This is a genomic window from Acinetobacter sp. SM34 (assembly GCF_022012365.1).
Classification (GTDB): Bacteria; Pseudomonadota; Gammaproteobacteria; order Pseudomonadales; family Moraxellaceae; genus Acinetobacter.
The window spans coordinates 115,474-130,788 of record NZ_JAKLTP010000007.1 but is presented as its reverse complement, the minus strand read 5'-3'; the positions used below and the strand labels follow the sequence as shown (position 1 = coordinate 130,788).

Genomic DNA, 15,315 nt, shown 5'->3' with positions numbered 1-15,315 from the left:
TACCAAAAAATGGTAAGAATTTTTCACATTCTTGGTCCTGTTTAAATATAGATAAGGAGTGATCTAGATTTTATAAAAATTGTGCTGAAACGCTTTAAAGACATATTTTATAAATGCCCGTCATGACTGAATTTCAGGAATTTCTACCATCCAGAACGTGAATTTAACTTGATTGATAATCAGCGTGATATTGACATGGGTCTTAACGATTAAATACTCATATCCTTTTGTTTCTGCATATTTTATTAGACATCTGGTGAAATACTCTGCTTGATCACCAGGCATATTGTCGGCTTCACACTCAGTTTTAACTCAAGTACAAATTAAACAAGATAAATCCCATAACAATATTTTTTCTAAAGTTGCCATTTTTTTAACTTTTAAATGTATAAAGGTAGAATATCTCTATATTTTTCTATCTCAGATACAGTAATAAGGATGATTAAGTAAAATGACTCCTTTTAAATATTATTTAACGTTTCAGACTCATATTTTGAAATAATTATTTTAACAACAATAATGATTCAAAATATGTCCAATTTTCTTTAATTGAATAATTAAATATGTAATTCAATATATTATTTAATCAATCGAATATTGCACTGCATTAAATTCAGATCAATATATATTCATGTAACACAGGTTATCTGAAATGTAACTTTGTTAATATTTTTTTATTAAAAAAATCTTTTATCTTTTAATTTAATTATATTTAACAAAAACTTAAATCACATAAAATTTGAATGGAATTTAATTTAAAAAAGAAATTTTGCAGCGATATTGAGAAAAAAGAAAATGTAAATAAACCATAAAAATGTGATATATCATACATTTTACAGCTTTCCAGATGCTTCCATTCTAAATTTTATTCGAATAACAGCATGTTATTCAAAGTAAAAATGTTTCGAATTTGAAATAAGAGTAAAATATGTAAACTTTATTTAATTTATGTAGTTTAAATAATAATTTGTATTCTTCACTCATTTTTTAATGTTATTAATTATTGACCAGATAATGAGCAGCATTGGAAATGTATACCCCTAGTTCCTATTATTCAGATGAAAGCTATTATTCAAAAAATTTATTACAACTTATTACTTCTTATTTAAACGCAGATAAAAAAATTTGCTTATTTCTGGATATTGATGGCACGCTCTCAGAGTTTCATCCTGATCCATCCCGCAGTTTTATCCCTAAAACCACATTAAAAATATTGCAGCAAATCAATAATTTTAATGTTGCCGTTAGCTTTGTTACAGGACGTTCCGTACAGATTGCTGAACAACTGATTGCCCCGCTTGAAATGCCCATTGCCGGAACGCACGGTCTAGAAATTAAAATGAATCATGAAGTGCAACTTAATACTGCAGCTGAAGAATTTGATTTATCACTCATCCAGCAAGAGATCCAGCAACTTTGCTGCCCTTACCCGCAGCTACTCATTGAAAATAAAACCTATTCCGTTGCCCTTCATTATCGGCAATGTCCCGAATTGGCTGATATTGCCCGACAAATTGCCGAAAATGTGCAGCATAGGTATTCGGGACTAAAAATTAATGAAGGCAAGTTTGTATTTGAACTGCTTCCGTTACAGGCCGATAAAGGCAAAGCCATTGAAAAAATATTAAAACATTTAAATTTCAGTGATGTTTTGCCTATCTTTATTGGCGATGACAGAACCGATGAATCTGGCTTCAAAGTCATCAATCACTATAACGGTATCAGTATAAAAGTTGGCCCAGAATCAACTCACGCTCACTATCGACTGAAGAATGTTTCTGATGTCGCCAATTTTCTCAATCTATTTTCGCAATTTTTAAAAGCACGTTTGTTGGGACTGTCTCAAGTATCAAATGGAGAAAAAGCATGTCTAGATTAATCGTATTATCAAATCGTGTAAGTTTACCCAACCCCAATAAAGTAACGGCGGGCGGTCTTGCTGTGGCATTACAAGATGCACTTACCGATATTGGCGGAGTCTGGTTAGGCTGGAATGGTGAAAAAATTGAAAATCATCAAGAGCCATATTTTAATCAAACCGAATATAAAGGTGTGGAATACGTTACTTGCCCTTTAACCGAGGAACAATACCAAAATTATTATTGTGGCTTTGCAAATAATACTTTATGGCCAGCCATGCATGATCGAGCAGATTTAATTGAATATCAGGCTCAGCAATACAAGACCTATCAACAGGTTAATCACCTATTTGCCCAGCAACTCAAGAAAATTGCTCAGCCCGATGACATCATCTGGGTGCATGATTACCATTTTTTTAGCGTGGCCCGTTACTGTCGTGAAATGGGTATGAAGAATAGAATTGGTTTCTTCTTGCATATTCCCTTTGCCGGTATAAAAATCTGGAATTTAATTCCTACTGTACATTCATTGATTCAAGACCTTTGCCAGTATGATGTGGTGGGTTTGCAAACTGAACAGGACCAAAAGAAGTGTATGGAAGTATGTAGTTATTACCTGGCTACAAAACCCGTTCATAGCCAAATGTTGAACTGTAATCATCATCCGGTGACGGTGAAATGTTATCCCATTGGGGTTAACCCGGAACTGATACAAAAAGTCGCGCAACAACAAGATGAAAATGCTTCTGTGGTATTTGAATTCGATGGTTTGGCTGATCAACAAACCATTATCAGTGTCGATCGCATTGATTATTCCAAAGGATTAATCGAACGGTTTAATGCGCTGGAAACATTTTTACAAAACAATCCTGAATATCATAAACACCTGACCGACATACAAATTGCCTGTCCCTGCCGGATGGAGATCGCAGCGTATAAAGATTTATTTGAGCATCTGCAATCCAAGGTGGATTTGATTAATCAAGAATTTTCCCAAGATGACTGGTTGCCGATTAATTGTACCCATGACACCATTTCACATGATCAATTAATGAAAATTTACCGGCAGGCCAATATTTGCTGGGTCAATTCATTACGCGATGGGATGAACCTGGTGGCCAAAGAATTTATCGCGGCACAAAATCCTGAAAATCCTGGTGTACTAATTCTTTCAAAATATACCGGTGCAGCAGCGCAAATGTCTGAAGCGTTAATTGTCGATCCTGAAAGTTGTAGCAGTATGATTCAGGCGCTAAAAAAAGCCTTAACCATGGCAAAATCAGAACGTTTAGAACGCTATCAGCAATTAATGAATGGCTTAAAACTTTTTGATATCAATGACTGGCGTAATGCATTTTTAGCCGATCTGAAAGGAGCTGATGAATTCAATATTTTTCCATCACCCGCGAAAAAGACCTATCATAAAATTTTTAATTATTAAGTACTTATAATTAGCTATTTATATTCTTTAACTAAAAAAACGGGCATATCCATTTTTGGATATGCCCGTGCAATTTTAGCAAAGTAACTAGAGAAATTAACTTAACAAGCTTTGACTTGAGTAAAATGATTGAGCAAAGCAATCATGCTCAATAAAGCTGCAATCAAGGTGAAAACCATGGTTAAACCCATCATTTCACTGGTGATCCCAACCAATGCAGGTCCCAATAAAGATCCAGTATAAGCCATAGTTGAAACACATGACAATGCCGCTGCTTTAGACATGACATTTTGACGGCCAACACGTGAAAACATCACCGGAACAATGTTTGAACAGCCCAAGCCCAATAAAGCATAGCCCAATAAAACCACGGTCCAATGCGGAGCTGCAACGACTATCAGCAGTCCAAGCGCTGCACAAAGTGCACCGTAAATAATGATATTTTTTTCGCCCAAAGCCTTGATTAAATACTGACCCGCAAAACGCCCCAAAGTCATGGCGATTGCAAAGCAAGTATAAGCCAGCCCAGCAACGGTAGGCTTTACCCCATACTCACTGATTAAATAGATTCCGCTCCAGTCCATAGCAGAACCTTCTGAAAGAAAGGCAATAAAACAAACCACACCCATCAAAATGATTAACGGACTGGGGAATTTTTTAGCTTTGTTTTCAACTTCAGTAGTATCGGTTTTTGGTTCTTTTTCAATGACCGATAAACTGTTAGGCACAGCCATGACGCTCAAAATCACTAATAAAAGACAAATTGCCAAAGCACTCATCAAGGGGCTCACACCTGATGCAAGTAAGGCAGTAACAGTCATGACTCCGGCTAGGCCACCTAAACTGCACATGCCATGAAACTGCGACATCATGCTTTTGGAACTGTTTTTTTCCACCATCACAGCTTGTAAATTAATTGCCACACCCAAGCTACCCGCGGCTGTACCAAACAGGAACAAAGCAATCGCCATGATTAATATACTGCTGGTCAAGGCAAAGCAAGGTAACACCATGAGCAATAATAAAACGGCTACCGAAATAATGGCACGACAACCCACTTTCTGAATCAATAAACCTGTTGCAGGCATAGCCAGCATAGAACCTGCACCGATACACAACAATAAAGTACCAAAATCGGCATGATTCAGCTGAAGTCGCTGCTGTGCAAAAGGAATAAGCGGTGCCCACGCCGCAGTACTTAGTCCTAAACTAAAGAAACTGAGCAAGGTGGATAGACGCTGTGCAGAGTGCTGAGTTGCATGATCCAGATGTGTTGTTTTAGATAAAAACATATGTGTGTGCCACCACAATAAATAAGCTGTTTGGCAGTCCCTTTCAGGATGATTCCCATAGAAAAACCCCTGCTCACTTATAGAAATTTTCTATAAATTCACAAGGGCTTTAATTTGGCGAAATTATACACAAAAAAACATCAAATCAATCCTATTTTTTAGAAATTCTAAAAAATATTTTGTAACTAATACCGGAATGTAATCAGCTTATATTGTTGAGCAATAAATAAATAAAAACTCAAGTTTGAACATTAAAAATCAATATAAAACAGCAATTTATATCTTATTTTCTTTATTCGAAGTATTATCTTCCTGAAATAATAACGAAATTTTTTTAGGGAATTTGAAAAGCTCCTCTTCCTGAGAATCTTATTCTAATTATTTAGAATAAATATCCACATTAAAGCTGCTATGCATCATTATTTTTTATAAGATATAATAATTATTTAAAAAATTATTCAAGGATTCAGTGGGTTAATTATTTCCAATATGAATGTTCTTCTGTTGATACATACGGTTCTCGCTATTCTCAAAAACAAGTAAATTTTTTAATTTTTATGAATTGAGTAAACCTCACTAATTTTCCCCTGAAAAGTAGAATGATGATTCAATGAATTTGACTGTTCTATAAAGAGAAAAAGCCCGGTAGTTTTCGCTAGCGGGCTAAAATTTTTAAGTTGCTTCTTATCCATCGGCAGATTTTTAAATTTTATAGATTCATTTTTTTATGCTCTGCATGAGGCACATCCGTTTTACCGGTAAGACTACCTTTCATCACCTTAAACAGTTGGGTCATTTTATTGTCTGTAACGTTCCAATACTCGGCACTGACTGCTTCCGCAACCAGAATTCGTACACTCGGATCATCTCTTCCTTCAAACCAGTTTTCAGCCCATGAATTCCAAAGTTCATCTATCAGCGCCGAGTTTGTACTGATATGTGCATGCGCACTAATCGAAACATAAATACTGTCAGAAGGTTTGGCGAAGGATAATCCTATCTGATTACGGCCAGATTCAATCGCATTGACCAGATCATTGGTATTTCTCAAGATAAAATAAAGATTTTGGCTTTCATTGATTTGCTCAGAGTTGAGCATGGTCATCGGTTGTGCATGGATTTCCTCAGATTCAGTGGTGTGACTGATCATGGAGAATCGTACATCCTTAATCAATTCCCATAATTTTTCACGATTTTGATTATCTGTCATAACTGTTCTCCTGAAACTAAACCGAAATAAGAAAAAATGCTCTAATTTTGTGGATTAACTTATTTTCCAGATTAGTTTTAGTTATATTTTCCAGTTTGAATATCCCGCCTCACTGATCTTATACATTTGCACCATAAAAGCTGCTAGCAATACTCATAAGAAATAACGGAAATCAGCTGCTTTTGCCTGATTGAGTGAATGCTCTCTTTTTTGCAGTATTGAATAGCCGTGTTCCCAAAATTGATTAAAAATTCGTAAATAGTGAGCAGAAAAAGAATGTCGGCCATAAAAAAGCACTTGTGTTTAGTTGTAAGACTAAAGACAAGTGCATAATGATTAAAAATAAATGAATACTTATGAGGCGATATCCTGCAATTGCAGCTCTTGGCGCATCAACTCCTGTAACTTAAATTTTTGCGCTTTGCCTGATGCCGTCATCGGGAATTCATGAAAGAAACGCACATAGCGTGGCACTTTATTGTGAGAAATATGCTCAGCACAATACTGACGAATTGCTTCTTCGGTACATGGATCATTTTCATGCAGAATGATGCAGGCACAAAGTTCTTCACCATAACGATGATCAGGCACACCAATCACCTGTACATCTGAAACTGCCGGATGGGTATAAAGGAAATCTTCAATTTCTTTCGGGAATAGGTTTTCACCGCCACGAATCACGACATCTTTAATCCGACCCTTGATTTTGACAAAGCCATTATCGTCCATTTGTGCAATATCGCCAGTATGCATCCAGCGCGCAGCATCGATCACTTCCTGAGTTTTGTCCTGATCTTCCCAATAACCGAGCATCACGGAATAACCACGCACACATAACTCGCCCAACTGACCGCGTGGAACCACTTTGCCATTTTCATCGACAATTTTAACTTCCAGATGCGGATGAACCCGACCCACGGTACTGACACGTCGCTCGACACTGTCTTCAGTTGAGCTTTGTGCACTCACTGGCGCAGTTTCAGTCATACCATAACAGATGGTAATTTCAGACATATGCATACGTTCAATCACACGCTGCATGATTTCCTGTGGACATGGACTACCCGCCATAATGCCGGTACGCAAGCTGGACAGGTTAAATTCGTCAAATTGCTCATGTTCCAGCATGGCAATAAACATAGTTGGCACACCATAGGCCGCAGTACATTTTTCTTGCTGGATGGCTTTTAAGGTTTCAAGCGGGTTAAACACGGCTGAAGGATAAATCATGGCTGAACCATGGGTGATACAGGCCAGATTGCCCATCACCATACCAAAGCAGTGGAACAGCGGTACTGATATACAGACCCGGTCTTCCGACCCTAAATGAATCGCTTCACCGACAAAGTAACCGTTATTCAAAATATTGTTATGGGTCAGCATGGTGCCTTTCGGATTGCCTGTAGTCCCCGAAGTAAACTGGATATTAATGGTTTCATCGAACTGCAATTCACTCGAAACTTGCTGTAAATTTTCCACGGCTTTTGCACTCGGCTCAACCAGCAGGTCTTGAAAACGATGTAGACCAGTATGTGCTTGATCATCAATCTTGATGACATGCTTCAAATGCGGCAGACGCTCTGCATTGAGTAATTTACTTTCAGCCTGCTTCAGCTCAGGGGCAATTTTGGTCAGAATTTCCTGATAGTCCGTGGTCTTGAACTGCGCTGCAATCACCAGTCCCTTACAGGACACCTTGTTCAGGACATATTCCAGCTCATTGCTTTTATAGGCCGGATTCAGGTTGACCAGAATAATTCCTGCCTTAAAGGCAGCAAACTGGGTAATGGTCCATTCCACACAGTTCGGCGACCAGATGGCCAGACGGTCACCTTTTTCCAGGCCCAATTTCTGCAAACTGCAGGCAAAAGCATTCACTTGCTGTTGCAGCTGCTGATAGGTTAGACGCACATTCTGATGCAAGCTGACGATTGCATCAGAATGTGCATACTGTTCGCATGCCTGATCAAATTTTTCACCAATAGTCATGCCCAATAAGGGTTGACTGCTTGTTCCATAGGCATAGCTTAACCGTACTTGTGTCATTGAATCGATCTCCTTGATTCTTTGTAATTCTGATTTTCAACTTTACTAATTGTTTTATGACCACGACGACCTTGTCTATATGCCTGTTTTTGTGTGCTTATGCTGCTGAATTTCCCTCCTGTCGACGTACTGCGTTAACACAAAAATCGGCAATCTGTGTGACAAAGTGATCCTTATACTTCTGATCAAACATTACATTACGGGATGGATTCAAAGGTTCAATCACCACAAAGGTCATGGCACCCACCACGCCCAAAGCTACGGTATTTAAATCTTCAAATTCGAACTCTCCGTTCACCTTCCCTTCGGCCAGAATCTCCTTAATGCTTTGTTTGAGCAGCTGTTTACTGCGAAAACGCTCATGTTCCATTTCCGGATCGACCGGCTCGAACATCAGTGAATACGCCAATTGGGGGCTGTTCATGGCACGCTTCACAAAAGTTGTAACAGATTTTTGCAATTTCAGTTTTGGCGACAAATCTGACCCGGCAATATGGTTCAAAATTCCTACTTCATGCTGAATCGCTGCCGATAAAACCTCAATCAAAATCTGGTTTTTGTTTTCGAAATATCGATATACCAGCCCTGTAGAAACGCCTGAACGTTCTGCAATCGCCTGAATCGATGCCTCCTTAAAGCCCCCTTGAGTAATCAGTTCACGAGCAGACTGTAAAATCGACAAGCGATTTTGTTCCATTCGTTCCTGCATCAGTGATGATCTTTTATAACTCATAAAATTATTCTCAACAAGATAAAATGAATTGTAAATCATTTTGTGAATATGGGTTCACTTTTTTAATTTTTCGTTGTATGTTAAAAAACAAGCACAACAAAAATGCTTTTTTGGACACAACAAATATAACCTCAGGATGGATGAAGAATGAATTTACAAAGCTTGGATTTCGGTTTGGATGAAACTCTTATTGCGCTGCGTGATTCAGTGGCTGCTTTTTGCGCCAAGGAAATTGCCCCTATTGCCCAACAGGTTGACCGTGACAATGAATTCCCTGCTCACCTTTGGAAAAAATTTGGCGAGATGGGCCTGCTCGGCCTCACTGTGAGTGAAGAATATGGCGGTTCGAATTTCGGTTATCTGGCACACATTATTGCCATGCAAGAGATTTCGCGTGCTTCAGCATCCATTGGTTTGTCCTATGGCGCACATTCTAACCTATGTGTGAATCAAATTAATCGAAATGGTACGGAAGAACAAAAGCAGCGTTATCTGCCAAAACTGATCTCGGGTGAATATGTTGGTGCGCTAGCGATGTCAGAACCAAATGCTGGCTCAGACGTCGTCAGCATGAAGCTTAAAGCCGAAGACAAAGGCGATCATTACCTGCTGAACGGTTCAAAAATGTGGATCACCAATGGTGGTGATGCCGATGTATTGGTGGTCTATGCCAAAACGGATTTGCAGGCTGGCGCCAAAGGCATGACGGCTTTCCTGGTGGAGAAAAATATGCCAGGTTTCAGTCATGGCACGCATTTGGACAAACTGGGCATGCGTGGTTCCAATACCTATCCCCTGTTTTTTGACAATGTTGAAGTACCAAAAGAAAACGTACTCGGTGGTGTCGGCAATGGTACCAAGGTGCTGATGAGTGGCCTGGACTATGAACGTGCCGTTTTAAGTGCCGGCCCACTGGGCATTATGGATGCCTGTATGGATACCGTAATTCCGTATATTCACGACCGTAAACAGTTTGGTCAGGCACTCGGTGAATTCCAGTTGATGCAAGGCAAAATTGCTGACATGTATTCAACCTGGCTGGCATGTAAAGCCCTGGTGTATGCAGTCGGTGCTGAATGTGACAAGGCCGATCATAAACGTAGCCTGCGTAAAGATGCAGCCAGCGCCATTTTATATGCCGCTGAAAAAGCCACCTGGATGGCAGGTGAAACCATTCAGACCTTGGGGGGTAACGGTTATATCAACGAGTTTGCTGCCGGCCGTTTATGGCGTGATGCCAAACTTTATGAAATTGGTGCAGGTACTTCAGAAATCCGCCGCATGCTGATTGGTCGTGAACTGTTTAATGAAACAGCCTAAACCTTAATAATCAGAATAAAACAAGGATGTTCGTCATGAATCAGTTACAGAGCAAGATCAATATACGTAGCGAAGAGTTTAAGACCAACCAGAATGCCATGCTGCAACTGGTCGATGACCTTAAACAGAAAGTCGAAAAAATTGCCTTGGGTGGTGGAGAAACTGCCCGCCAGAAACATCTGGATCGCGGCAAACTGTTACCGCGTGAACGGATTAACCACCTGATTGATCCAGGGACTGCTTTTCTGGAAATTGGTCAACTGGCTGCCTATCAGGTTTATCAGGATGATGTACCTGCGGCTAGCGTTATTGCTGGTGTGGGTCAGGTCAATGGTGTGACCTGCATGATTTTAGCCAATGATGCCACCGTTAAGGGCGGTACTTATTATCCCCTCACCGTTAAAAAGCATTTACGTGCGCAGGAAATTGCCGAACAGAACCATCTGCCATGTATTTATCTGGTGGATTCTGGCGGTGCTTACCTGCCTTTACAGGATGAAGTTTTCCCAGATCGCGATCACTTCGGCCGTATCTTCTACAATCAGGCACGTATGTCGAGTCAAGGCATTGCCCAGATTGCAGTGGTGATGGGTAGCTGTACTGCGGGTGGTGCTTATGTGCCTGCGATGTCGGATGAAACCATTATTGTACGTAATCAGGGCACGATTTTCCTCGGTGGCCCTCCTCTGGTCAAAGCTGCGACGGGTGAAGTGGTTTCCAGTGAAGATCTGGGTGGCGGTGATGTACATACCCGTCTCTCTGGTGTGGCCGATCATCTGGCGGAAAATGATGAACATGCCATCGCAATTGCCCGCAATATTGTGGCCAATTTAAATAAAAAACCAAACAAGACCGCAGATGAAATAGAAGCGCCGCTGTTTGACAGTTCGGAACTGTACGGCATTGTACCAAGTGATGCCCGCAAGCCTTTTGATATCCGTGAAGTGATTGCCCGTATTGTTGACGGTTCACGTTTTGACGAGTTCAAGGCCCGTTTTGGTACCACACTGGTGACCGGTTTTGCCAAACTTTACGGTATGCCGGTCGGGATTATTGCCAATAACGGGATTCTGTTTTCTGAGTCCGCTCAAAAAGGCGCGCATTTTATTGAGCTGTGTACCCAGCGCAATATTCCGCTGATTTTCCTGCAAAACATTACCGGTTTTATGGTCGGTCGCCAGTATGAAAATGAAGGCATTGCTAAAAATGGCGCCAAACTGGTGATGGCAGTAGCCACAGCCAATGTTCCGAAACTGACTTTGGTGATTGGCGGTTCTTTCGGTGCCGGTAACTACGGCATGTGTGGCCGTGCCTACTCGCCGCGCTTTATGTGGACCTGGCCGAACTCGCGTATTTCGGTGATGGGCGGTGAACAGGCCTCCAGCGTATTGTCTACCTTAAAACGTGATCAGATTGAGCAAAAAGGCGGAACCTGGTCAGCTGAAGAAGAAGACCAGTTTAAGCAACCGATTCGTGATCAATACGAACGCCAAGGACATCCTTACTATGCTTCAGCGCGTTTATGGGATGACGGTGTGATTGATCCTGCTCAATCGCGTGAAGTTTTAGCTTTGAGTCTGGCTGCTGCGCTGAATGCACCCATCCAGCCAACCAAATTCGGCGTGTTCCGCATGTAAGAGGTGACAAAAATGGATTATCAATTTTTACAGCTCGAACAGCAGAATCAGGTCGCCACGGTCTGGATTAACCGTGCTGAATTGCACAATGCTTTTAATACTCAAGTAATTGAAGAGCTGCATGCCTGCTTCCAGTCTCTAAATGACCGTGATGATATACGTGTGGTGATTCTGGCGGGTCGAGGCAAAAGCTTCTCCGCTGGTGCTGACCTGAACTGGATGAAACAGGCCGGTCAGGCTTCACAAGCAGACAACGAAGCGGATGCACTAAAACTAGCAAAAATGCTACAAAGCCTGGCAACCTTGAAACAGCCGACCATTGCCCGTGTACATGGCATTGCTTTTGGCGGTGGTATGGGTCTGGCCTCGGCCTGTGATATCTGTATCGCCAGCACCGATGCCAAGTTTGCGACTTCAGAAGTGCGTTTAGGTCTGGCGCCTTCTACCATTAGTCCTTATGTGATTCGTGCGATTGGTGCGCGTCAGGCTTCACGTTATTTCCTGACGGCCGAACGAATTTCTGCGGAACAGGCCAAAACCATTGGACTGGCGCATGAAGTCACCACACCAGAACAGCTCGACAGCAAAATTGATGAGATTGTTGAAGCACTTTTACTCGGTGGCCCAGCAGCACAGAACGCCTCAAAACAGCTGATTCAGCTGGTCGATCAGCAAGTCCTGACCGAAGATCTGCTGCTTAAAACAGCACAGCATATTGCCCATGTTCGCCAGGGAGATGAGGCGAAAAATGGACTGAATGCATTTTTAAACAAACAAAGCCCGGCCTGGATCAAGACCACGGCATAACAACAAGAAGGATCGTACGATGTTTGAAAAGATTTTAATTGCCAACCGTGGTGAAATTGCCTGCCGTGTGATTCGTACAGCGAAAAAGTTAGGCATCGCCACCGTTGCGGTCTATTCCGATGCCGATGCACAGGCTCAGCATGTGAAACTGGCGGACGAAGCGATCTATATTGGTGAATCGCCAGCAGCTCAAAGCTATTTGCAGATTGAACGTATTATTCAGGCAGCCAAAAGCACCGGTGCCCAGGCGATTCACCCAGGTTATGGTTTCCTGTCTGAAAATGACCAGTTTGCCCTGGCCTGTCAGGACAACAATATTGTCTTTATTGGTCCACCTGTCGATGCCATCTTGGCGATGGGTCTGAAAGCGACCTCTAAAGCATTGATGGAAAAAGCCGGTGTACCTTTAACTCCGGGTTATCACGGTACCAACCAGGATGCTGATTTCCTGAAACAGCAGGCCGACAATATTGGCTATCCGGTTCTGATCAAAGCCAGTGCCGGCGGTGGCGGTAAAGGGATGCGTCTGGTGGAGCGCAGTGAAGACTTCTTAAGTTCACTGGCATCCTGTAAAAGTGAAGCACGTTCCAGCTTTGGCAATGAAGATGTGCTGATTGAACGCTATGTGATTCAGCCACGGCATATTGAAGTACAGGTTTTTGGTGATACCCACGGCAATTATGTGCATCTGTTCGAGCGTGATTGTTCAGTACAACGCCGTCACCAGAAAGTGCTGGAAGAAGCCCCTGCACCCAAAATGCCAGAACATAAACTTGAAGCCATGCGTCAGGCGGCGATCGATGCTGCGCGTGCAGTGAATTATGTCGGTGCCGGTACGGTAGAGTTCATCGTTGAACAGGATGGTACGGCTTATTTCATGGAAATGAATACCCGTCTGCAGGTCGAACATCCGGTCACTGAAATGATTACTGGCCAGGATCTGGTGGAATGGCAATTACGTGTCGCTTTCGGTGAGCCTTTACCAAAACAGCAACACGAATTGCAGATTCACGGTCATGCACTTGAAGCCCGTGTTTATGCCGAAGAGCCAGAAAAAGGCTTTATTCCTGCGATTGGTCAGATCAGCTATTTACACTACCCAGCACAAAATGACAGTGTGCGTGTCGATAGCGGCATTGTCGAAGGTGATGAAATCAGCACCTATTATGATCCGATGATTGCCAAACTGATTGTATGGGGTAAAAACCGTGAAGCGGCCTTGACCCAGATGCATCATGCACTGGGCCAGTTCCATGTTGATGGCTTAGGAAATAACATTGCATTTTTAGATCGTCTGGTACTGTGTGACTCATTTAAAAATGCACATTTGGACACAGGCCTGATTCAGCGTGAAGAAGAGTTCTTACTCAAGCCTTCTACTGAAATCAGTGCCGAGTTGGTGGCCAGTGCTGCATTGATTGAACTGCTGTCACGCCAAGCGCAAAATCCTGTTCCGAGTAATCCGGTCTGGCAGCAGAAGCCGTTCTGGCGCCTGAACCAGCAAAATGCATATACAGTACAATTGCAACGCAATGGCATTAATCTTAAAGTTCAGTTCAGCACTCAGGATCAAGGCTTTGTGGCCAACTACAATGGTCAGCAGATTCAGCTTCAAGGTCAGTTCATTGATGCGCATACTTTAGCGCTACAACTTGCTGGCAAACAGCAAAAATTGGCCTTTAGCCAGACTGAACATGGCATTACCCTGTTCCAGAATGGTCAGACGCATAAATTCGATTACCTCAAGCTTGATTATCATCAGCATGATGATCAAGGGACAGAAAACAACCTGACTGCACCAATGCCGGGTGTGATCACGCAAGTGCTGGTGGCAGCGAATGACAAAGTCAAAAAAGACGATGTGCTGATGACGCTGGAAGCCATGAAGATCGAGTATTCGATTCGTGCACCGCATGACGGCATCATCGCAAGTTCATATTTCCAGAAAGGTGATCAGGTTAAAGCTGGTGATGAACTGGTGGAGTTCCAGCCGCTGACGGAGGAAGTTGCATGACTGATTTCGTCAAAATCGTAGAAGTCGGACCACGCGATGGCCTGCAAAACGAAAAAACACCTTTAACGCTGGATGACCGTAAAAACCTGATTCTGGATCTGATGAAGACCGGCTTGCAGGCGATTGAAGTCGGTTCATGTGTTTCGGCGAAATGGGTACCGCAAATGGCCGACAGCGATGCGCTATTTGCCAGCTTGCCCAAAGACCCGAACATTCAGTTCAGTTTGCTCACGCCGAACCTGAAAGGTTTTGAAGCCGCTTTGGCGGTGGGTTGCAAGGAGGTTGCGGTTTTTACCGCAGCTTCTGAAAGCTTTACCCGTAAAAATATCAACTGCTCGATTGATGAAAGCTTTGAGAAGTTTTCGGATGTGATGGCAACCGCCAAAGCCAATGATATCAAGGTTCGCGGCTATGTGTCCTGTATGGTGGACTGCCCTTATGAAGGCGCAATTGATCCGAAGCAGGTGGTTAAAGTCACGCAGCGCTTACTGGATATGGGCTGTTATGAAGTGTCTTTGGGTGAAACCATCGGTACGGCCACTCCGGATCGGGTGAAGAAAGTGTGGGATGCGTGTCTGGCAGAAATTGATGCCAAAGTACTAGCAGGTCATTTTCACAATACTTATGGCATGGCGATTGCCAATATTTACCAGTCGCTGTTGCAAGGCATTCGGGTGTTTGATTCATCGATTGCCGGCCTGGGTGGCTGCCCTTATGCCAAAGGCGCTTCAGGCAATGTCTCGACGGAAGACCTGTATTACCTGCTCTCCAAGATGGGCCTTGAAACCGGCATTCAGCTGGATGCCCTGATGCAGGCCAGCCGTAATATCAGTACGGTCTTACAGCGCAATAACCCGTCGAATTATGCCAATGCCTATTGGCAAAAGGCATGTGCTTAATAAAAAACAACGGACACTCTACCAGTCCTCAAGGATATAAATCGGCAGTTCTCTGCA

11 protein-coding genes are annotated in these 15,315 nt (G+C 42.4%); 7 read left to right on the top strand and 4 right to left on the bottom strand.

Annotated elements, in window-relative coordinates:
- Positions 1-1,030 precede the first annotated feature (1,030 nt).
- Both otsB and LZZ98_RS08065 read left to right on the top strand, forming a co-directional pair.
- Positions 1,031-1,879 (top strand): trehalose-phosphatase, encoded by an 849-nt coding sequence (gene otsB / locus LZZ98_RS08070; protein WP_237787399.1) that lies wholly within the window; start codon positions 1,031-1,033, stop codon positions 1,877-1,879.
- Positions 1,867-3,300 carry an alpha,alpha-trehalose-phosphate synthase (UDP-forming) gene (locus tag LZZ98_RS08065; protein ID WP_237787398.1) on the top strand — a complete coding sequence of 478 codons (1,434 nt, stop codon included), beginning with the start codon at positions 1,867-1,869 and terminating at the stop codon, positions 3,298-3,300. Before otsB ends, LZZ98_RS08065 begins: the two co-directional genes overlap by 13 nt.
- A gap of 101 nt (positions 3,301-3,401) precedes the next feature.
- Here the strand turns inward: LZZ98_RS08065 and LZZ98_RS08060 are convergent, their stop codons facing one another.
- From LZZ98_RS08060 to LZZ98_RS08045, 4 genes are all read right to left on the bottom strand, one after another.
- Positions 3,402-4,592 (bottom strand): MFS transporter, encoded by a 1,191-nt coding sequence (locus LZZ98_RS08060; protein WP_237787397.1) that lies wholly within the window; start codon positions 4,590-4,592, stop codon positions 3,402-3,404.
- A gap of 709 nt (positions 4,593-5,301) precedes the next feature.
- Entirely contained in the window at positions 5,302-5,802 is a 501-nt protein-coding gene (locus LZZ98_RS08055) for a pyridoxamine 5'-phosphate oxidase family protein (protein WP_237787396.1), read from the bottom strand.
- A gap of 354 nt (positions 5,803-6,156) precedes the next feature.
- The gene (locus LZZ98_RS08050; RefSeq protein ID WP_237787395.1) at positions 6,157-7,848 is read right to left on the bottom strand and encodes an AMP-binding protein; all 1,692 of its coding nucleotides are present in this window, start codon (positions 7,846-7,848) and stop codon (positions 6,157-6,159) included.
- A gap of 97 nt (positions 7,849-7,945) precedes the next feature.
- Complete coding sequence (locus LZZ98_RS08045) at positions 7,946-8,581, bottom strand: TetR/AcrR family transcriptional regulator (RefSeq protein WP_237787394.1); 636 nt, start codon at positions 8,579-8,581, stop codon at positions 7,946-7,948.
- 147 nt (positions 8,582-8,728) lie between these two features.
- Here LZZ98_RS08045 and LZZ98_RS08040 point away from each other — a divergent pair, with 147 nt between their 5' ends.
- Genes LZZ98_RS08040 through LZZ98_RS08020 form a run of 5 tightly spaced genes read left to right on the top strand, consistent with a single transcriptional unit; the run spans position 8,729 to position 15,258 of the window.
- The gene (locus tag LZZ98_RS08040; protein WP_237787393.1) at positions 8,729-9,901 is read left to right on the top strand and encodes an isovaleryl-CoA dehydrogenase; all 1,173 of its coding nucleotides are present in this window, start codon (positions 8,729-8,731) and stop codon (positions 9,899-9,901) included.
- A 35-nt stretch (positions 9,902-9,936) separates the two neighbouring features.
- Positions 9,937-11,538: a carboxyl transferase domain-containing protein gene (locus tag LZZ98_RS08035; protein ID WP_237787392.1), complete on the top strand. Its 1,602-nt coding sequence runs from the start codon at positions 9,937-9,939 to the stop codon at positions 11,536-11,538.
- A 12-nt stretch (positions 11,539-11,550) separates the two neighbouring features.
- On the top strand, positions 11,551-12,345 hold the full coding sequence (locus LZZ98_RS08030) for an enoyl-CoA hydratase/isomerase family protein (protein ID WP_237787391.1): 795 nt from the start codon (positions 11,551-11,553) through the stop codon (positions 12,343-12,345).
- Positions 12,346-12,364: 19 nt separating this feature from the next.
- A complete protein-coding gene (locus tag LZZ98_RS08025) occupies positions 12,365-14,359 on the top strand; it encodes an acetyl/propionyl/methylcrotonyl-CoA carboxylase subunit alpha (protein WP_237787390.1) in 1,995 nt (664 codons plus the stop codon).
- Positions 14,356-15,258 carry a hydroxymethylglutaryl-CoA lyase gene (locus LZZ98_RS08020; RefSeq protein WP_237787389.1) on the top strand — a complete coding sequence of 301 codons (903 nt, stop codon included), beginning with the start codon at positions 14,356-14,358 and terminating at the stop codon, positions 15,256-15,258. The genes LZZ98_RS08025 and LZZ98_RS08020 overlap by 4 nt, the downstream gene beginning before the upstream one ends.
- The last annotated feature ends 57 nt before the right edge of the window (positions 15,259-15,315 follow it).